Annotated in this window: 21 protein-coding genes and 1 pseudogene; 1 reads left to right on the plus strand and 21 read right to left on the minus strand. The window is 69.9% G+C overall.

Going from position 1 to position 17692, the window contains the following annotated elements:
* The 20 genes and pseudogenes from M6444_RS17485 to M6444_RS17580 form a co-directional block, all read right to left on the minus strand.
* Window positions 1-756: pseudogene (locus M6444_RS17485) on the minus strand (hypothetical protein); the annotation flags it as partial.
* A 3-nt stretch (window positions 757-759) separates the two neighbouring features.
* Entirely contained in the window at window positions 760-1701 is a 942-nt protein-coding gene (locus M6444_RS17490; protein ID WP_298330328.1) for a hypothetical protein, read from the minus strand.
* A gap of 10 nt (window positions 1702-1711) precedes the next feature.
* The gene (locus M6444_RS17495; protein WP_298330330.1) at window positions 1712-2533 is read right to left on the minus strand and encodes a hypothetical protein; all 822 of its coding nucleotides are present in this window, start codon (window positions 2531-2533) and stop codon (window positions 1712-1714) included.
* Entirely contained in the window at window positions 2533-3666 is a 1134-nt protein-coding gene (locus M6444_RS17500) for a hypothetical protein (RefSeq protein WP_298330335.1), read from the minus strand. Before M6444_RS17500 ends, M6444_RS17495 begins: the two co-directional genes overlap by 1 nt.
* 23 nt (window positions 3667-3689) lie before the next feature.
* The gene (locus tag M6444_RS17505; RefSeq protein ID WP_298330337.1) at window positions 3690-4601 is read right to left on the minus strand and encodes a phage tail domain-containing protein; all 912 of its coding nucleotides are present in this window, start codon (window positions 4599-4601) and stop codon (window positions 3690-3692) included.
* Window positions 4598-7147: a phage tail tape measure protein gene (locus M6444_RS17510; protein WP_298330340.1), complete on the minus strand. Its 2550-nt coding sequence runs from the start codon at window positions 7145-7147 to the stop codon at window positions 4598-4600. The genes M6444_RS17505 and M6444_RS17510 overlap by 4 nt, the downstream gene beginning before the upstream one ends.
* Before the next feature lie 101 nt (window positions 7148-7248).
* Window positions 7249-7644 carry a hypothetical protein gene (locus tag M6444_RS17515; protein ID WP_298330343.1) on the minus strand — a complete coding sequence of 132 codons (396 nt, stop codon included), beginning with the start codon at window positions 7642-7644 and terminating at the stop codon, window positions 7249-7251.
* A gap of 16 nt (window positions 7645-7660) precedes the next feature.
* Window positions 7661-8140 carry a hypothetical protein gene (locus M6444_RS17520; RefSeq protein WP_298330346.1) on the minus strand — a complete coding sequence of 160 codons (480 nt, stop codon included), beginning with the start codon at window positions 8138-8140 and terminating at the stop codon, window positions 7661-7663.
* 10 nt (window positions 8141-8150) lie between these two features.
* Window positions 8151-9146: a phage tail tube protein gene (locus tag M6444_RS17525; protein WP_298330349.1), complete on the minus strand. Its 996-nt coding sequence runs from the start codon at window positions 9144-9146 to the stop codon at window positions 8151-8153.
* Window position 9147: 1 nt separating this feature from the next.
* Complete coding sequence (locus tag M6444_RS17530) at window positions 9148-9387, minus strand: hypothetical protein (protein ID WP_298330352.1); 240 nt, start codon at window positions 9385-9387, stop codon at window positions 9148-9150.
* A gap of 10 nt (window positions 9388-9397) precedes the next feature.
* Entirely contained in the window at window positions 9398-9844 is a 447-nt protein-coding gene (locus M6444_RS17535; protein WP_298330354.1) for a hypothetical protein, read from the minus strand.
* Window positions 9841-10455, minus strand: coding sequence for a hypothetical protein (locus M6444_RS17540; RefSeq protein ID WP_298330357.1), 615 nt, complete (start codon window positions 10453-10455; stop codon window positions 9841-9843). The genes M6444_RS17535 and M6444_RS17540 overlap by 4 nt, the downstream gene beginning before the upstream one ends.
* Window positions 10452-10631 (minus strand): hypothetical protein, encoded by a 180-nt coding sequence (locus M6444_RS17545; RefSeq protein ID WP_298330359.1) that lies wholly within the window; start codon window positions 10629-10631, stop codon window positions 10452-10454. Before M6444_RS17545 ends, M6444_RS17540 begins: the two co-directional genes overlap by 4 nt.
* Window positions 10631-10936 carry a hypothetical protein gene (locus M6444_RS17550; protein ID WP_298330361.1) on the minus strand — a complete coding sequence of 102 codons (306 nt, stop codon included), beginning with the start codon at window positions 10934-10936 and terminating at the stop codon, window positions 10631-10633. The genes M6444_RS17545 and M6444_RS17550 overlap by 1 nt, the downstream gene beginning before the upstream one ends.
* A gap of 80 nt (window positions 10937-11016) precedes the next feature.
* The gene (locus tag M6444_RS17555; RefSeq protein ID WP_298330364.1) at window positions 11017-12288 is read right to left on the minus strand and encodes a phage major capsid protein; all 1272 of its coding nucleotides are present in this window, start codon (window positions 12286-12288) and stop codon (window positions 11017-11019) included.
* Window positions 12289-12290: 2 nt separating this feature from the next.
* The gene (locus M6444_RS17560; protein ID WP_298330367.1) at window positions 12291-13241 is read right to left on the minus strand and encodes an HK97 family phage prohead protease; all 951 of its coding nucleotides are present in this window, start codon (window positions 13239-13241) and stop codon (window positions 12291-12293) included.
* 9 nt (window positions 13242-13250) lie between these two features.
* Window positions 13251-14531, minus strand: coding sequence for a phage portal protein (locus M6444_RS17565; RefSeq protein WP_298330370.1), 1281 nt, complete (start codon window positions 14529-14531; stop codon window positions 13251-13253).
* The gene (locus M6444_RS17570; RefSeq protein WP_298330372.1) at window positions 14528-14710 is read right to left on the minus strand and encodes a hypothetical protein; all 183 of its coding nucleotides are present in this window, start codon (window positions 14708-14710) and stop codon (window positions 14528-14530) included. The genes M6444_RS17565 and M6444_RS17570 overlap by 4 nt, the downstream gene beginning before the upstream one ends.
* The gene (locus tag M6444_RS17575) at window positions 14704-16269 is read right to left on the minus strand and encodes a terminase large subunit (RefSeq protein WP_298330374.1); all 1566 of its coding nucleotides are present in this window, start codon (window positions 16267-16269) and stop codon (window positions 14704-14706) included. The genes M6444_RS17570 and M6444_RS17575 overlap by 7 nt, the downstream gene beginning before the upstream one ends.
* Window positions 16190-16744, minus strand: coding sequence for a P27 family phage terminase small subunit (locus M6444_RS17580; protein ID WP_298330376.1), 555 nt, complete (start codon window positions 16742-16744; stop codon window positions 16190-16192). Before M6444_RS17580 ends, M6444_RS17575 begins: the two co-directional genes overlap by 80 nt.
* Here M6444_RS17580 and M6444_RS17585 point away from each other — a divergent pair.
* Window positions 16743-17351 (plus strand): hypothetical protein, encoded by a 609-nt coding sequence (locus M6444_RS17585; protein ID WP_298330378.1) that lies wholly within the window; start codon window positions 16743-16745, stop codon window positions 17349-17351. The two genes, M6444_RS17580 and M6444_RS17585, sit on opposite strands and share 2 nt — an antisense overlap.
* Here the strand turns inward: M6444_RS17585 and M6444_RS23065 are convergent.
* Window positions 17232-17513 carry an HNH endonuclease signature motif containing protein gene (locus M6444_RS23065; protein WP_363326415.1) on the minus strand — a complete coding sequence of 94 codons (282 nt, stop codon included), beginning with the start codon at window positions 17511-17513 and terminating at the stop codon, window positions 17232-17234. The two genes, M6444_RS17585 and M6444_RS23065, sit on opposite strands and share 120 nt — an antisense overlap.
* Between the last annotated feature and the right edge of the window lie 179 nt (window positions 17514-17692).

Here is a 17692-nt window from a genome sequence, read left to right on the forward strand (position 1 = left end):
GGCGTCGTCCACGATCCCGGCGAGCAGGAGGTCCGGCGATCCGCCATAGCCGCTGATGCCCCACGCCTGCTGCGTCGGTGGCATGTGGAAGAAGTTGAGGAAGACCTGTTGGTCGCCCTCGCTCATCAGGTCGGTGCGGTAGGTGTCCCACCACTCCCTGATCTGGGCGCGCACGGCGCCGTCGTCGGTGCAGCCGGTCGGGATCATCCAAACCTCCGGGGTCGGTGCGGGTGGTGCGGGGGGTGTGACGACGGGTGCGGGCGGCCGCAGCGGCCGGCCTGGCGTCCAGCCGTCGACAACCGCCGACTCGTCGTAGGGGCCGCGGTCGACGAACTGGTGAGCGACGCTGCCGGGGTAGAGCTGCCAGGCACCGGCGCTCCCGGGGTAGCCGGCGATCCACCAGTCCACGAGGTCCGGGTCCACGCCAGCCTGGGCCACGGCAGCTCGCAGCGCGGGCCAGTTCGACTCGGACGTGTAGAGGCACGGCACGAACCCGGCGACGAACCGCGCCTTCGCCCACGCGCCACCCTGCGCGGCCGTGTAGTCGCCGTTCTCGACGTCGCACACGTCGGCGGTGGCCGAACCGGCCGACCCGGGAATGGCGGTGATGCTCACCGGGACGGCGGCCGGGTAGCGCAGGCGCATCCCGGCGAGGCTCGGCCAGTTCCCATCGACATACCCGGCCACGAAGTCGGGCGCCGGGATCGACCCGACCGGGATCGTGTAGGGGTAGATGGCGTCGTACATGCGCTGCATGGCTCAGCCGATCCGTTCCAGCGATAGGGCGTGCGTGGTGTTGTCCGAGATCACGGTGAGGGTCGAACCGGAGTCGTTCGCGTAGGCGACCGTCACGACGTCGCCGACGTTGAGGTGTCCCCGCCACATCGTCGACGCCTTGGTGATGATGTTGTTGCTCGAGTACGCGTGGCCGCGCCGCACGACGGTGCCGTTCACCTCGATGGCCACCTGGAACTCGCCGGCACTCGGCAGCGAGCCGGTCATCTGGGCATTCACGACGTAGTACCCGTCGCAACCGGGGGGGACCTTGAATCCATGGTCGGTCGTGTCGTTCCCGCCGACGGTATCGACGTTCGGCGTGCCCGGGTAGATCGCGCCTGTCCCGTTGGCCGGGACCGTGAAGTTGCCCTGGAGCGGGGCGTCGTAGACCGGCGGCGCAAAGGCCGTCTGGCTGATCGGGAAGACGATGTCGGCGCTCGTGATCGAGCTGGCGGCGGCCGGCACCGACACCAGCGCCAGGGCGAGCGAATTGGCGGGCAGCGATGGAGCAACCGGCGACGCCGCGGCCGTCCCGGTGATGACCTGCAACAGCCACTCGTTGGACGCCCCGGCGTAGGCGGCGTCGAGGACGGTGGCCGCCACGAGGTCGTAGCGGGGGTTGGTCGGGTCGGATGCTGCCACCACCAGGTTCACCGGCGCGTCGTTGAAGCAGTAGTAGAGGCCCTGGTTGGCCGCTTCCGACCCGGCGATCCACGCCTGGCCGGCGGCCACGTTGACCGACATGTTCGGCGTGCTGTTGGCGCTGACGGCCAGGTCGCCGGCCCCGACGACACCGGCGGGCCATGCGTTGTTGGTGTAGGTCCCCGGCAGGCGTGCGCCCTTCAGGGATGCCACCGCCTGGCGCACGAGTGCGGCACTGTGGCTGGCGTTCTGCAGGACGAATGGCGGGTTCTCGGCGGCCATCAGGCTCCTCTCACAGCGGCTCGATCGTCATGCCCCAGGAATCGAAGCTGACGGTGTTGCTCGGGGACGACGCATTGGCCGTCTGCATTTGCAGCTGAAAGCTGTTCGTCGCGTTGGCAACGGCGCCGGAGGCTGCCGAGAACACCGCGCTCCCCGTCGACGTGATCAGGGCGCCCGCGCCCGTCCCACTGACCGACACGTCGGCCAGTGAGTACGTCGCACCGCCGTTCGCCGACACGCCCACGAAGCCTTCGACCCCGGATCCGTTCGTGGCGATCGTCCCGCTGATCGTGACCTTCGCCAGACCGCTCGGACCGAGATTGACGGACAAGGCCGGCGCCGACCCGAGCGCCGTCCAGACGCCGTTCGAGACGACGTTCGAAGCGCTGTAGCCCGATTGGCTGGCAACGCCGCCGACCCTCTGCAGGCCGGATGCGCCAGGGACGGCCGGCAGGACGCCGAGCCCGTACACGGCGGGCGAGGCGTTGAGCAGGCCGGCCATGACCTGGGTGACGCCGGTGTCATCGAGGACGGCGAGGCCCGACGGGCCAAGCTCGACCACCGGTGCGCCGGTCGCGTCGTAGAACTCGACCACCGCTCCCGACGATGTCGAGCCGATGAACATGCGCGGCTGGCCGCTCGCCGGGTCGAGGAACTGCAGCCCGTACTGCGCCGGGTCGCTGCCGGGGATCAAGCCGATGTTGAGCACGGGCCGGCCGAGCTCGTCGGTGATCGTCGACTGCTGCTGCGCGGCGAGCGCCCGCAGCTGCGCCTCGTGGGAGGCGAGGGTCTGTATGAGGAACTGGTCGGCGGGCGGCTCGTAGGACGGCATCAGATCGTCGGCGCCACAGGCGTCATGGTCGGCGGCGTCGTGAGCGACAGCGTCATCGTCGAGACCCCCTGATCGGCCACGTGCACCGTCGCCTGCACGATCCGCAGATAAGTGTCCACCGGATCCGGGAAGAGCGGATCGGCGATGCCGCCGCCGCCCGTTCCCGCACGCACCCTGACGTCATCGCCGACCAGGAACTCGCCGACGGCGACGCTGCCACCGAACGCCGGGACCGGAACCGTAGCCGTGAGCGGCGGGTAGGCCAGGCGCCCGATGTCGCCGGCGAGCGTGGCGGACAACACCGACTGGTCGGCGGGCGTCGAGGACATCGACGAGTGGGAGAGCTGGCGCTCGAGCAGCGGGTACCCTTCGCCGAAGGCCGGCGCCCACAGCGTCTGCTGCTGGACGCCTCCCGATCCCGTCGACATCTCGCTCACGCTCGTGGCCTGGCGAGTGCCGTCCTCGGTCCATGTGTCGCCGAGTGCGTCGGGCGTGGTCTCGATGACGAGGCCGGTCTCACCGGCGATCCGTCCCCGGCGGGGATAGCTGAGTGTCACCGAGCCGAACGGGTCGTCGAGCGTGCCCGTCACGTCCGATGCGTAGTCGAACCCGACACCGTAGCCCATGCCGGCCAGCATCGACAGCACGGATTGCAGGGTCTGGCGCTGGCTACCGGGGAAGCTGGCCCGGATCCAGTAGGCGTTCGGGACCGTCCCGTCGGTGACCACCGTGATGGGCAGCGAGCCCACCGCCTGGAGGGCGTCGTTCACCATCGTCTCGCCGATGGTGAGTGGTGACGCTGCTGTCGTGGCCCAGGTGGTCGCGTAGTCCTTCGCCTGCTGACGGCGCCCGAGGTAGCTGGCCCAGTCGGCCGCGGTGACCGACACCGACATCGTCGAGCGGTCCCGGGTGCGGGCGGTGATCATGCCGCCCCACACCAGCGCGTCGTTGACGCCCACCCACAACGCCGCTCGGGACGGTTGGGTCAGCGCCTTCCAGTCGAGCAGAGCCACCCGCGGGTCGGCCACGTTCAGCTTGCCGCTGAAGCTGCCGGCGCCGTTCAGGACCCACGACCACCGCACGCCGGTGAGCGGCAGCTCGCCGAGGAGCGTCCCGGTCATCACGTCGCGCACGCTGTAGGTGATCCTCGGGGCGTTCACAGGATCGTTGCCGGCGCCGAGGTCACGGCGAGCGTGGCCGAGGTGAGGGAGGTGTCACCGGACGAGAACTCCACATCGTTCACGCCAGGCTGCAGCGTCCACCAGCTCGAACCGGGAGCGATCCATCCCCTGCGGTCGGCAGGGTTCCCGGCACCGACGCCGCCGGCGTAGTACGACACCGTCCGCAGGTCCATGTCGATGACGAGCTGGTCGCCGGCAAGGACGGTGTAGCCCGTCTGCAGCGGGTTCGAGATCGTGAGCGCGGGCGCGCCGGCCACCGACGTGTTGGACACCACCGGGTTGGTGACCGGCCCGGTGATCGTGAGCACAGGCCGAGATTCGACGTTGCCGGTGTTGTCGACCGTCACCGTCGACGGCGAGGCCGATCCGAACACCATCGGGAACGTCAGCGGGAAGATGAGGCCGCCTGACGGAAGCTGCAGACCGACGGAGCCGGTCGACGACGCGCCGTACAGCCGCGGATCGGTGGCGTGCAGCGCCAGGGTCACCCGCACGAGGGCGGCCGTGAACTTGAAGTCGATCGGGAACGCCCGCTTCCTGACGGTGCACATCACCGCCAGCGGCGTGCCCGTCAGGTTCAGCCACAACGGCTGCTCGGTGCTCGACACCGCCGTCGCCGTTGCCAGCTCGGTGAGCGCCGTCAACGCCGCGTCGGCGTCGGTGGCGACCAGATCGAGTGTGAGTGTCACGTCCCGGCCGCCGAGGAAGTTCAGCCCCTGGAGCTGGCCAGTGTCGAGCGAACGGTCGGTGTCGCCCGAGCGAACCTGCGGGAGCGACAGGCCCTCGATCGAGACGACGCCCCAGGAGGTCCCAGGCCCGAAGGTGACGCCGCCGATGCTGCCCTGGCCGACCAGGAGCGGTGGTGGTGCGGTGGCCGGCAGCGTCACAGCATCGTCCGGAGCGCCCAGCCGACTTCGGCGGCGATCTGGTGCGGATCAGCGTTGGTCTGGGCGTAGACGTTCACTTCGGGTGCGCCGGCCGACGGCGCTGCGCCCGGGCTCACACCGCCGGCCAACGCACCCGTCCCGGCACTGGCCAGCGCCGAGGTGGTGAGGCTCCCGGACAGGCCCGACAGGCGGGCGTTGGCCGCAGCCATGGCCGAACTCGTCGACGTCGACCCCGTTGTGATGCCGAGCGCCATGCCCTCCATGAGGTTGCGGCCGATGCCGGCGAACACCGTCGAGGGCGAGTGGATGCCGAAGAACCCGAGGACGCCGGACACGAGGCCGGTCATCTTGCCCTTGATGAAGTCCCACACCAGGTGCCACGCCGAGCTGATGCCGTTGACGAGTCCCTGCACGATGCCCGTCCCCGCGTTCCACAGCATCGTCCCCAGGTTCCCGAGCCCGCTGAGGATCTTGCCGGGGAGCCCCGTGATCCACGACCAGGTGGCCGACCATGCCGACGCCAGCGCCGAGGTGACCATGCCCCACGCTTCCGACGCCCACTGGTAGAGCCGATCGCCGAGGCCGATGACGCCGTCGATGATCTTCTGCGGGATCGTCCAGACCAGCTCCTTGATGATGTGCCACTCGGTGACGAACGCCTCGTAGCCGAGGTGCCAGGCGTCGGTGGCCCACCGGCCCAGCAGGTGGCCGAGTGACGACAGCCCGTGGACGATCTCGCCGGGGATCTTCTCGACGAACCCGATGATCTGCTTGTGCCACTTCACGAAGGCGACCACGGCGAGACCCAAGCCACCGGTGAGGACGGTGAGGAGCACCAGGCCGACCTTCGGGCCCCAGGACTTCAGGAAGTCCATGAAGCCGTCGAACACCCGCTGGATCCCGTGCCACACCGTCTTCGCCACCCCGGCGATGGCGTGGAACGCCTTGCCCAGGTCCTTGCTGATCGTCTTCCAGTGCTTGACGACCTCGAAGCCGATGATGGCGATGGCGGCGATGGCGATGCCGATCGGGCCGAAGGCCATCGAGCTCTCCTTGCCCATGGCCTCCGACGCCGCGCCGGTCTCCTCCTCGGCCGCCTGGAACAGGCCCAGCTTGCGGATCATCTCGACGGCCTTCTTGCCCAGCTTCCCCATGGCCTTGCCGGCGTCGGCCACGGACCGCACCAGCTTCACGCCGGTATTCACCGCGAATGCCCCGACGGCTGCGGCGAGGACGCCGCCGACGACCACGCCGAGGGCGATGGCCGCCGTCTTGTTCTTCTCGAAGAAGTTGACGACCTTCTGCGCGGCGTGGGCGGCGCCCAGGAGCTTCGGCTCCAGGAACTCGCCGAACTTCACCCCGAGATCCTCGGCCGCGCTCTTCAGCTTCTCGGTCGTCGCCGCCAGGTTGTCGGTGGCGCGTTCCGCTCCCCGGTGCGCCGAGCCCAGCCGGGTGACGGCAGCGTGCGCTGCGTCGTAGGCGGCGACGCCACCCATCACCGTCGAGCCCATCAGCTGCGCGGCCGACTTGCCGAAGAGCGTCTGCTCGGCCAGCAGGCGCTGCTGGTCGGTCATGCCGGCGAGCTTCGGCTGCACCTGGGCGATGACCGACCGCATGCCGACGAACTTCCCGCTGGCGTCGAAGATGTTGACGCCGAGGGAGCCCAGCTCCTTCGTCACCGCCTTGCTTCCGCCGATGAGGGTCTGCAGGCCGGTGTTGACGATCATGGCGCCACGGCTGCCCTGGCTTGCCACTTGCGGGAACATCATCAGCGTGCCGACGTCGGCCAGGCTCGGCGCCAGCGCACCGAGCCGGCCATGCAGCCGACCGAGGATCGTCGTCAAGCCGGCGATGGGCTGGTGCGTGGCGCGGGAGACGTTGAAGAGCACGTCGGTGGCAGCCCCGGCGCCCTTCACGGACACGCCGTACGCCTGCATGACCTGCGAGAGGCCCGACGTGGCCGACGTCAGGTCGGTGCCCGACGCCTCGGCGAGGTCGGTCGCGTCCTTCATCACCGTCAGCGCGTCCGTGGCCGACAGGGCGTGCCCTTCGGTCTGGCCGAGCTGACCGGCGACGCCGGCGTAGGCGCCCATGATCTGCTGGGCCGAGAACGTGGTCTGACCGCCGGTCGTGAGGAAGGCCGAACCGATCCGCTTGGCCGCGGCGACGGTGATGCCCGCATTCGATGCGAGCTGCCCCGTCGCCTTGTCGTAGCTCATGGCCAGCTTGATCGACTCGGTGGCCGCAGCGCCGACGGCGGCGACACCGCCGATCGTGATCGCCTTGCCCATCTCGGCCATGCCCGAGGCGAAGCCGTGGGACTTCTTGTCGACGCCGTCGAGGTGCTGCCCGAGCTGGTCGAGACCGGCGCCGAACGGCCCGAGCGGGACGCCCAGGTTCGACAGCACGCCGGACAGTCCGGAGAACGACTTCGACATGCGGCCGCCGACCTTCGACGCCGTGCCCTCGGCCTTGTGGAGCTGCTCGGAGAGGGGCGACGTGTTGCCGACCAGCTTGACCATCAGCGTCTTGGTCAGCGTGGACATGGCAGCTCCTCAGCTCTTCGAGCGCGCCTCGATGTAGGCGTCGATGCCGTCGGTCAGCAGCAGGAAGTCGCCCCAGCGGAGGGCGTCGACGTCGGCCGGCGTCAGATGGCAGACGTGGGCGAGGGCGAAGAGGTACTCGCCTCGGAGACGACGGGCGTCGGCGTTGTAGCGCCGGTGGGGGGAGCGACCGGCGCTGCGGTAGGGTCCGTCGGGTCGGCCTCGACGTCGGGCGCGGGCGCGTCGTCGACCGCCTTCGTGAAGGCTGCGAGGAGCGCCAGGGCGTTCACGTCCGGGACGGCGGCGATCGTCTCGACGACGCCGTTCTGCCGGCGCATCAGCCACCACAGCGCCTGCAGCGACCGGGGATCGAGGTCGTCGAAGGACTTGATCCACGATTCGTATCCGTGGCCGGTGAAGTCCTTGATGACGATGAGGGCGGCGATCGACACGTCCGCCGGGTCGTAGTCGTAGATCGTGCCCTCGAACTCGATGCGCATGGAGTCCCTCTCGGTGTCAGTGGAAGCCGGCCGCGTGTGCGGCTCGGTCGATGGCCTCGCCCACGAGCTCCAGGACCTCGGCCTGGTGCGCCTCGAAGGCGGGGAACAGGAACGGCCGTGTCGGCTGGTCGATCCACGTCCATTCCGAGCGGTCCTCGTCGGATCGAGCGAACACGGGGTGACGCAGCCAGCCGTGGGCCGAGCCGGAACTGCCCACCTCCAGCACGACGGCGTGCGGAGCGGCAGCGCCGCCAGCCTTGATCGTGGCGCCCGTCAGCGTCACCGACGTCGTGATCGACCCGGGGATGCGCGACGAATAACCGGCGCGGGACCGTGCGTCGTCGGCCACCATCTCGGCCGCCGCCTTCAGGTCCCGGCGCAGGTCCCGCCAGACGGTCTTGTCGATCGTCCGGAGCGCCCGGGCCAGGTCGGTGAACCCGTCGGCGAGGATCCCGACGACGGCGACCTGGCTGCCCTTGTGCTTGCCGCCAGGCATGGCCGGCGGCTCAGAGGGTCGTGTCGGTCGACTGGTAGGTGATCGTCATCGGGTTGTTGGTCTCGTCCGACCGACCGACGAAGCTCATCGCCGGCTGCACGACGCCCGGGCCGCCCACCTCGGGCGGCTTGCCCGTGAACCAGATCTGCGGGATGTGGACCGTCATCTCGTAGTTGTAGGACCCGGAGATGACGGGGCCGGTGAACGTCAGCAGCAGCGACGTGGGGGTGTTGGCGGCATAGAGGTCGACCGTCTTGGTCTTGTCGAGCAGGTCGGTGTCGAGCGTGCCCGAGATGGCCGCCCACCCGTTCACGACGGGCTCCTCCTTCACGCCGGCGCCCCCGAAGTAGAAGCGCTGCTCTTCGAGCGTCCACTTCAGGTCGATCTCGGCCTTGCGGATGCCGGCGACGGCCACCTCCGACCCGTAGGCCCCCATGAGCACGACGCCCTCGGCGAAGTGGAACTCGGGGTTCGGCGTGACGAACGCCGGCGTGACGAACGTCTCGGTCTCGTTGACGTCCATGGCGTCGATGGTGAAGGACGCCTTCACCAGCTCGTCGACGCCACAGGTGAGCTTGCCGTCGGTGATCTTGCACCCGAGGAAGGTGTACGGGTGCACGACGCCCTCCAGGTCGGGGATGCCCATCTGGATCGTGCGGCTGATCCCGTTCGGGTTGCCGAGCACGTGGGTCTGCAGGTAGGCCGTGCTGGTGGCCTGCTGGACGGGGACGGCCGTCGAGCCCATGAGGGCGGACAGCCACATGCCCATGCCGGTCTGGAAGACCGACGTATCGACGGCGCCCTTCGCCTGGCGGGTCGTGCGGACGCGCTGGCTCCCCGCTTCCACGATGCGACCGGCGGCGATGCCCTGGCCGTCGACGTCCTTCGCCTCGAGCGCCAGCGACTCCTTGTCGAACTCGGTCCAGCGCGTCGGGGTGGCGTAGGTGCCGTAGGCCGTCTCCACGCCGATGCCGAGTGATGCTCCGATGCCTGCGCCGATGGCCATGTCAGGCTCCCTTCACCGCCGGCGCTGCGGCGGGGGTCGTCGGCTCCGGGACGGAGACCGGGGTGGGCGTTGCCGCCGGCGGCGCGACGGGTGCGGCCGGGACGGCCGACAGCAACGGGTGGGACGGGCTCAGCGCCGCCGCCTGTGCATCGGTCAGCTCGACCGTGGCGCCGGCGTCGACCGTGATGCCGAGGGTCGGGAACTCGAGCCGATCCGAGGTCGTGTTGCGGAAGGCGGGCATGTTGCTCCTCTCAGACGCGTGCGGTGCACTCGACGTTGAACACGAGCGTCCACATGCGGCCGCGGGTCGCCGTGGTGGCGTTGGTCCCGGTGAACAGGCCGTGGACGATCTGCGCGTAGCGGACGGTCCCCGACAGCGTCGGGTTGGCGTAGATGGCGGCTTCGATGGCGGCCACGATCGTGGCGAGAGCGTCCCTCGCCGCCCGCTCCTGGTCGGCTTCGCCACCGGTGGCCACGCTCGCCACGCAGGCGATGGTGTAGTTCTCCTCCCGCCGGTTGGAGCCGAGCTCGGCCGGCGCCGAGTGCCACGTGATGATCGGGCCGGGCGTGCCACCCACGGCGACGATCTGGTCGGGCACGTTCGGACCGGGGTAGCCGTCGACCACCGTCACGTCGGCGGGCATGGCGCCTTCGATGAGCGTCACGAGGGCGTCGACGGCAGCGAAGGCGGTCGTCATCCGATCACAATCGGACGCAGGTTCGGCTCGAGCAGCTCCCGCACCCGGTTGGGCATCAAGTAGCCCGTCGGGCCAGGGCCCGGCACCTCATCGGGCGCCGCGCCGAAGGCCGGCCGGTTCGCCTGCTGGCCCCACTGGTAGATGTGCTTCACGAACTCGAGGATGGCGAGGCGCAGGTTCGGCGGCGTGGCGCTCATGCCGGCGACGTAGGTGACCGAGATGTTCCCGGTGTTGGCGTAGAAGGGGAACGGCTGGCTGCCGGCAGATCGGCGGGTGATGCGGCCGGCGGCGTAGTCGTCGATCGAGAAGCCGAAGTTGTCGACCGGCGCGCCCACCGGCTGCAGGGTCAGCGTGTAGGGGATCATCCCGATGATCTCTGTCATGGTGGTGACCGAGATCACGGGGACGGTGCGCAGGTAGATCGACGTGTCGCCGCCGTCGTGGATCTCGTTGGTGATCGTGGTCGCCGAGATCGGGCCGGTCTCGAACTCGATCGAGGAGATGCAGGCGTCGATGATCCCCTGCAGCTTGGCGCCGCCGTCGCTCGGCATCGACTTGAGGCCGAGGTAGGGCAGCACGTCGGCCTGCAGGTCGACGATCTCGGTCGTCACGAGCGCTCCATCCGGGCCCGGCGGGTGGTGCGCTCCATCGGTGCCTCACGGACGAGCTCGGCTCGCTGGCCGTCCGCCCACACCCGCGCCTCGTCGGCCGGGAGGTCGAGGACCTCGCCGGGACGAGCCGAGAACGTGGCGCCGGCCACGCTGGTGAGGAAGCGGACGCGCGGCATCAGTCGTCGCCGGCCGCCGGGTCGGTGGCTGCCAGATCGGGCACCGGTTCGGGCTCGATGACGGGCGCGGGCGCTGGCGGCGGCGCAGGAGCGGCGTTCCCCATGAGCGCGTCGACCTCCCGCTCGGCCTGGGCCCGGATCGTCGCCGGGTCGCCACCGGGCGCCTGGGTGGTGAGCTGGCGCACGGCCTGCTCGACGAGCGAGTCCCGATCGCCGACCAGGGTCGCGCCCTGCTCGACCACGGCGCCGTCGGCGCTGCGGGACGGTGAGGCGATGACGGATTGCGGGGAGACGGCTTCGGCCATCGGGACCTCCTGGATCGAAGGGACGGGGAGCGGCCGCCGGCGCATCGGCGACCGCTCCCCGGAACGTGGACTGCTCAGCGTCAGGTGGCGCTGTTCTGGTACGCCTTGACGGCGTGGGCGTCATCCGGCCGAGCGTCGAGGCGCAGGAAGCCGAAGAACCCGACCTGCAGGTAGTCGGCGTAGCGCTCGGTCAGGCGCATCATCTGGACGTCGAGGCACTGCCGGACCACGTAGCCGGCCTCGAAGTCGCCGAAGAACACGCTGTAGGCGTTCGCCGCCATGACCGGGATGCCCTGGTCGATGGTCAGCGGGTAGCCGAGCAGGAAGTCGGGGTCGGACGCCGACACCGACGGCTGCCACAACGGGTGCCCGTAGGAGTCGGTGATCTTCCGGATGACGGCCAGCGACGAGTCGGCCATGACGAACCGGGCGTTGCCGCCGGAGCGGTAGGCCGGGTCCACGCTGTGCACCAGGTCGACGATGTTGTCGTAGGTGATCGTCAGCGTCTGGCCGGTGGCGCCGGTCACACCGACGGTCGGGCTCGTGGCGATGCCCAGCGGCTGGCCGGTGCCGGTGCCGGTGGCGAAGTTCGCGGCGATGGCGCGGCCGAGGCGCTGCCCCAGCTTCTTCGGGATCCACACGTCCAGGTCGAAGGCCGAGTCCTGCAGCAGCTCGAGCGAGACGAGCACCAGGTTGCTGGTGTAGGTCCACGCGTTGAGGACGCGCTGCCCGACGGTCAGGTCGACCTCGGTCACCTGGGTGTTCTCACCCAGGATGGAACCCACGTTGGCCGTGTCGTCGTTGTTCGGCCACGGCAGCGGCTGGCCCGTCTCGGTCCGGATCACGTTGCTGATCCCGAGCAGGCCGCCGTACGCCTTCAGGACTTCCGAGATGCGCTCCCAGTAGCCCTGCGGCACCAAGTACCCACCAGCGGTGGTCGTGCCCTCGGACTGTGCTCGGTTCTCTCGGCCGGCCCGGAACTGGCTCTTAACGAGCTTCCGGTCCTCCGGGGCGAGGTCCTCGATGCCGTAGCGCAGGAACTGGCCGAAGGCCCGCTCGAGCTGCGCTGCCTGCGCGGCGTTGTCCTCGCCGGTCGTGCCGTAGGCGCCGTTCAGGTGCCGGTCCTCGACCGGCGCGCTGAGCGTGGCGTCGAGGTTGGCCATGCGCTGCAGGCGGTCGATCTCCTCGGACCAGGTCGAGATGTCGGTCTCGATCCGGTCCCACTTCTCCCGCTCCTCGGCGGTGAGGGCACGGCCCTCGCCGGCGCCGGCAGCGGCGTCGATGGCCTGCATCTCGGCCCAGGCGGTGGCCCGCTGGTCCAGCAGGTGCTGGATGCGCTCCCTGGTCGTCATGTTCACTCCTTCGGGTCGGTGCCCGCCGCGTCGAGCGGCAGGCGGTGGACTGCCGACAGCGCACGGAGGCGCCGGCGGCGGGCGTCGATGTCGACCCGAGTGGCGTCGGCCGGCTCGGTTGCATCGGTGGCGTCACGAGTGGTGCGGCCCGGCTCGTGGCGAGATCGGTCGTCGTCGTCGTCGGTGTCGTCGCCGTCCTGGTCGGGATCGGGGACGCCGAGGACGGCGAGGAGGTGGTCGACGGTGGAGTCCGCCGCCTGGATCAGGGCGATGCCCTGGGCGACGGCCTCGGGCAGCTCGGTGGTGTCGACGGAGGCGAACAGGTCGACGGCCTCGTCGATGGCGGCATCCACACCGGAGGCCAGCGCGCCGGGGTCGTCGTCGTCGGTCGTGTCCGCATCCCGGCGAGCTCGCTGCGCCCGGCGGGCGAGGGCCACGCTGCGGAGCTCGGACGAGCGCAGCGCGGCCTCGGTTCCTTCGTAGGCCGGGAACGCGGTGGTCGAGACCTCGAAGAGCTGGACCTCCCGGATGGTGCGCAGGTCGCTGCCATCGGCGAGCGTCTGCCACTCGTCCTTCGTCACCCGGAAGCCGAAGCTCATTCCCTTGACGTTCCCCACGTCGAGGTTGACCCGGAGGTCGTTGCCGTAGCTGGTGGGCGGGATGTCCGAGTCGACGTGGAGACCGTGGCCGTCCTGGGTGAGCGTGCAGGTCCCGGCCGACATGCGCGACAGCGGCTTCGCCATGTCGTGGTCGGCCAGGGTGACGACGTCCTGCTCCAGGAGCGTCTTCGTGAACGCCCCCGGTGCGATGATCTCCCGGAAGCCCCACTCGGGATCACCGATCTGCGCCTCCTGGTTGAAGACGGCGGCGTAGCCGGTGAGTCCCTTGCCGCCGGCGGCGGCCCGGGCCTCCGGCTGCGACAGGTAGCGGCGCTCGATGACGGGCACGGGCATGGCAGCTCCTCAGGTCGAGGACGGGTCGTCCGACAGGTCGTTGTCGGGGTCGTCCGCTCCGGGGTCCGATGCGCCGGCGCCGGGAATGGGCATCTCCTTGCTCACGCCGACCTTCGCCTCGGCCGGGGTGAGCGGCTCGTCGAGGCCGTCGATCGGCTCGAGGTTCTCCTTCACCCGCGCTTCGTTGCGGGTCATCCAGCCCCACTGGATGCCGACGGCGTAGGCGGCGTAGCGAGCGGCGGTGTCGCCACGCAGCAGCCCGTCGACGAGGAACTCCGCGTACTGGGTCGTCGGCTCGACGATCTCCCGCGTGACCCGCTGCTCGATGCGGGTGAGCCAGGCGCGCACGGTGTAGGAGACGAACGCGATGTTCTGCTGCTCGATCCCCGTGCCCCACGAGGTCGACTTCTCGACGTCGCCCACCAGGTGGGGCGGGATGCCGAACCACCGCGCCACTTCGACCGTCTGCCACCGCCGCGTCTGGAGGAATTGGGCGTCCTCGGGCGGCAGTGCGATGGGCGTGAACTTCGTGCCGGCGTCGAGGACGGCGATGTCGTGGGCGTGGCTGAGGCCCGACATCTTCTCGCGCCACCGGGCCTTCACCATGTCCGCCTGTTCCTGGGACAGGATGCGGTCGGTCTCCAGCACGCCGGACATCAGGGCGCCGTTGCCGAACAGGCGGGCGGCGAGCTTGTCGGCCGCCTGGCCGATGGCGATGGTCTGGCGCATGAGGCCGACCGGCGACAGGCCGCGGATCCCGTCGTAGGAGAGGCCCGGGATGTGCATGATGTCCCTGGTGGTGTACGGCACCGCCCGGCCGTTCTTGTCCATCACCTCGAAGACCTTGTTGACGTTCGGGCTGTCGGCGTCGGGCCCGACGATCTTCGGGAACACGCGGGACGGGTGGATCGGGCGCAGCTCGATGATGGTGCCGGCACCGTTGCGCACCTTGTGGACGTAGGCGTTGCCCCACAGGAGCAGGTGGGTCATCACCGTCTCCCACATCTCGAACGGCGTGGTGCCGAGCCACGCAGCCTGGAGGGCGGGGACGGTGACCTCGGACTTGTCGCGGTACCGGTAGCACTTCAGCGGCAGGCCGGCCACGAGCGCCGAGAGGAACTGGACGCAGCGATAGACGGCGGCGAACTGGAGCGACGACTCCTCGCTCACCGGAACGTTGGCTGCAGTCGGCGTCCCGCCGAAGAAGTCGAGCAGGCCGGCGTCGGTGAGCGGCGTCGCCGGGTTCTCGAACGGGTTCCCTCGGCGCTCGCCGCCGAACAGCGTCCTCATGCGGAGGTCTCGATGGCGAGGATCACGGCCACGCCCATCACGATCAGCGCTGCCGGGACGGAGACCATGCCGACACCGACACCGACGAGGGCGAGCGCGAGCAGCTCGATGACGAGCGATGAAGCCTCACGCAGCCATGCCACGCAGCCGCGGACGATCCGGACGAGGGCGGTCACCATATGTGCAGCTCCCCGTCGTCCTGGTCCTCGACCGACCAGGCCCCGTCGTGCGCCATGACGGCGGCGACGGCGAGGTCGATCTTGCGTGAGGACTCCCGATGTTCTTTGGACAGCCGGCTGCCGCGTGCGTCGGTGCGGAGCGTGGCGTTGGCGATGTGGCGAGCGAGGCGCGGGTCGCCCGAGTGCGTCAGTTGCCGGTTGACGGCCGCCTCGTAGAACCGGCTCGTCGCCGGCGTCATGCGGACCATGGTCTGTGGGAACTCGACCATGGGCAGGCCCTCGGCCTCGAGGATCTGCAGCGACCGACTCCACCGGAACGGGTCGCACATGACACTGCGCACCGACCAGCGCCGGCATGCCTGGCGAATGCGCTCCTCGACGTCGATGATCGGCACGGCCCAGTGGGCGTTGGCCTCGGCCGGCCGTTCCCAGGCGTCCACCACGAACAGGTGCGGCGTCGGCTCGACCGTGCAGGCGACCAGGGCCGTCGAGTCGTTGTTCACCGACCCGTCGAAGCCGAGGACGATCTCGGTGCCGTCCGGCACCGCCCGGGCCGTGTCGGCGCAGGCGTCCCAGGCGCCCGGCGGCAGCCAGGACTCCCCGACGGTCGTCCAGCGGGCCAGGTGGTAGCGCTCGAACTCGAACCGGGGCATCTGGTGGAAGCGGCTCATGACGTCCGGCACCCGCAGGAACGTGTCGGCGGCCGGGTTGGCCGTTCGCACGGCCGCCTCGAGCTCCGCGGGGTCGTCGAGGTCGTAGATGTCGTCGGCCGAGTACCACACGAACAGGAACTCGTCGTCGTCGATCTCGCCGGCGTTCACGGCCAGGCCGTAGGTGTGGAGCTTGCCCGCCATCGACTCGAGGTCGCTGCCCGGCGTGGTGGTGTTCAGGACCAGGCTGTTGCGGCGCTTCGCCGTCCCGTTCGAGATGACCAGGTGGACCCGGGCCTTGTTGCCGGTCCACTCGTGGATCTCGTCGGCCAAGAATGCGCTGGGACGTTGGCCGTCGTTGGTGCCGGCGACGGCGGCGACCTTGTAGGCCCGGCCAGGCGCACCGCCGGCGATCTGGATCTCGCCCTCGAACGGCTCGAGGACCTGGCTGAGCGTCGGCGACTCGGTGGCCGCCGCCCGCATGTCCCCGAAGAGCAGGTCTGCTTGCGCGTAGCTAGCGGCGGCGACCGGGATGAGCGGCGACGACCGCCCGGGCCCGCACAGCTCGTAGAGCCCAACCCAGCCAGACAGCGGCGTCTTGCCGTTGCCCTTCGGGACCTCGAAGAGCGCCCGCCGGTAGCGCCGGGTCTTGCCGTCGGGCCGCAACTCGTAAAGGTGGTAGAGGAAGTGCTTCTGGAACGGGTCGAGCCTGACGGGCCGGCCGAACTTGTCGCCCTCGCCGTAGACGCAGTTGCGCTCGATCCACCGGACGACCTTCGGGCCCTCGGTCGGGGCCGTCGTCGGCGGCGGCGAGCTCCTCGGCGTGCAGCTATGTGGCGTCGCTGGCGGTGGCGTCGATCGCCTCGACGTCGACGACCGTGAACCTCGGGTCGTCGTCGCTGCCGGCATCGTCGTCGTCTGCCTCCAGCTCGGCGTTGAGGTCGGCCAGCGACCGGTGGGCATCCCCGAAGGTCACGCCCAGGCGCAGGCGGCTGAGCGGCGTGAGGCCGAACCGGTCCTCGAGCGGCGAGATGACCTTCTCGATGTCGAGCGCAGCCTTGAAGAGCGGGTTCAGGACGGGCTGGCCGGTCGAGCCTTCGACCAGGCGCTTCTTCGCGGCGTTGCTCAGGAGCCGTCGCTGCTCGTCGTAGTAGCCCCAGAGCCGGCGCAGGGCCGGGTGGTCGGCCTTGGTGGCGAGCTGGCTGACGTCGGACTCCCAGTAGCCGTGCCAGGACTCGGTGGTGGCGACGAGCCAGCCCTTCCCCGGTGCCGGATGGTCCGGATGGCCACCCTCCGACCGAGTCGCGAGCGAACGCACGGTGCCGACGTCACGCTTGTTGCGGCGCTGGCGCCGTTCGGCCGGCTTGGGCGGGGGTCCCGGCATGGCGACGGCCCTCCCGGTCGGCGGAAATCGGCTGACGGGCACCATCCATCGGAACCCGTACACGAAAAAAATTGACGGCCGGGTCACGGCGTATGCCCTGGTCACGGCAAGTTTTTGCACTCAACCTATGGGTGGCGCCGATGATGACGCACCGCCCGGCGGTGGCGCACATGATGTGCATGCCGCCGATGTTGCACATGTCGACGATGCCGCACGTGGTGTGTGTGCCGACGATGCCGGACGTGCGAACGCTTGCGACGAGTGTGCCGCCCCCGGTGCAACTGCCGACGACGACGATGCAGGGCGTGCCGACGTCGGCGGTGATGCTGACGATGCCTCGCCCGCCGGTGGTGCAGGTGCCGCCGATGGTGCGAGGACCGATGCCGGCGAGGCCGATGCCGGGCCCGGTGGTGATGCCGACGAGGCCGATGCCGAGACGGATGCCGATGCCGCCCGGGCCGATGCCTGCTCGGCCGCCGACGTCGCCTCACCGATCAGCCTTGGACGAGTTGCACCGCCGACACAACACCTGCAGGTTGGACGCGTCGTCCGTGCCGCCGCGAGCGACGGGAACAACATGATCAGCGGTCAGCGGGTTCGCTGGTGATCCTCGCTCACCGCACCTGGCACACCGGTCGATGCCAGCGAGTGCAGCTCGTGCTCGTCGCCAGTCGCCGCCGTACGCGGCAGTGTGTCGCTGACGGCGGCACGATCCACAGCGACTGCCCGACTGGATGAGCCGACCACAGCCGAGGCACGATCGCTGCATCGTCGCTCCTCGTCACGCTGGCGCTGGCGTTCGGTCATCTCGACCGAACGGTCGTGGCCGTGCCGCCGGTGGAAGTGATAGCAGGTGACGCAGCGATGGATATCGGTCGTCGACCGCAGCTTCCTGGAACGGGCCGGTCGCTGAGCGCAGACCGAACACACCGGCATCGGATCCATCAA

The organism is Haloactinopolyspora sp., from assembly GCF_027324685.1.
Classification (GTDB): Bacteria; Actinomycetota; Actinomycetes; order Jiangellales; family Jiangellaceae; genus Haloactinopolyspora.

Bases quoted from the DNA above. Each gene is read 5' to 3' on its own strand.
- M6444_RS17510 (WP_298330340.1), bottom strand. From the start codon at position 7,147: ATGTCCACGCTGACCAAGACGCTGATGGTCAAGCTGGTCGGCAACACG.
- M6444_RS17580 (WP_298330376.1), bottom strand. From the start codon at position 16,744: ATGCCGGGACCCCCGCCCAAGCCGGCCGAACGGCGCCAGCGCCGCAAC.
- M6444_RS17570 (WP_298330372.1), bottom strand. From the start codon at position 14,710: ATGGTGACCGCCCTCGTCCGGATCGTCCGCGGCTGCGTGGCATGGCTG.
- M6444_RS17515 (WP_298330343.1), bottom strand. From the start codon at position 7,644: ATGCGCATCGAGTTCGAGGGCACGATCTACGACTACGACCCGGCGGAC.
- M6444_RS17545 (WP_298330359.1), bottom strand. From the start codon at position 10,631: ATGCCGCGCGTCCGCTTCCTCACCAGCGTGGCCGGCGCCACGTTCTCG.
- M6444_RS17550 (WP_298330361.1), bottom strand. From the start codon at position 10,936: ATGGCCGAAGCCGTCTCCCCGCAATCCGTCATCGCCTCACCGTCCCGC.
- M6444_RS17565 (WP_298330370.1), bottom strand. From the start codon at position 14,531: ATGAGGACGCTGTTCGGCGGCGAGCGCCGAGGGAACCCGTTCGAGAAC.
- M6444_RS17575 (WP_298330374.1), bottom strand. From the start codon at position 16,269: ATGCCGGCAGCGACGACGACCCGAGGTTCACGGTCGTCGACGTCGAGG.
- M6444_RS17525 (WP_298330349.1), bottom strand. From the start codon at position 9,146: ATGGCCATCGGCGCAGGCATCGGAGCATCACTCGGCATCGGCGTGGAG.
- M6444_RS17585 (WP_298330378.1), top strand. From the start codon at position 16,743: ATGGCGACGGCCCTCCCGGTCGGCGGAAATCGGCTGACGGGCACCATC.
- M6444_RS17535 (WP_298330354.1), bottom strand. From the start codon at position 9,844: ATGACGACCGCCTTCGCTGCCGTCGACGCCCTCGTGACGCTCATCGAA.
- M6444_RS23065 (WP_363326415.1), bottom strand. From the start codon at position 17,513: ATGCAGCGATCGTGCCTCGGCTGTGGTCGGCTCATCCAGTCGGGCAGT.
- M6444_RS17560 (WP_298330367.1), bottom strand. From the start codon at position 13,241: ATGCCCGTGCCCGTCATCGAGCGCCGCTACCTGTCGCAGCCGGAGGCC.
- M6444_RS17520 (WP_298330346.1), bottom strand. From the start codon at position 8,140: ATGCCTGGCGGCAAGCACAAGGGCAGCCAGGTCGCCGTCGTCGGGATC.
- M6444_RS17495 (WP_298330330.1), bottom strand. From the start codon at position 2,533: ATGCCGTCCTACGAGCCGCCCGCCGACCAGTTCCTCATACAGACCCTC.
- M6444_RS17555 (WP_298330364.1), bottom strand. From the start codon at position 12,288: ATGACGACCAGGGAGCGCATCCAGCACCTGCTGGACCAGCGGGCCACC.
- M6444_RS17530 (WP_298330352.1), bottom strand. From the start codon at position 9,387: ATGCCCGCCTTCCGCAACACGACCTCGGATCGGCTCGAGTTCCCGACC.
- M6444_RS17490 (WP_298330328.1), bottom strand. From the start codon at position 1,701: ATGGCCGCCGAGAACCCGCCATTCGTCCTGCAGAACGCCAGCCACAGT.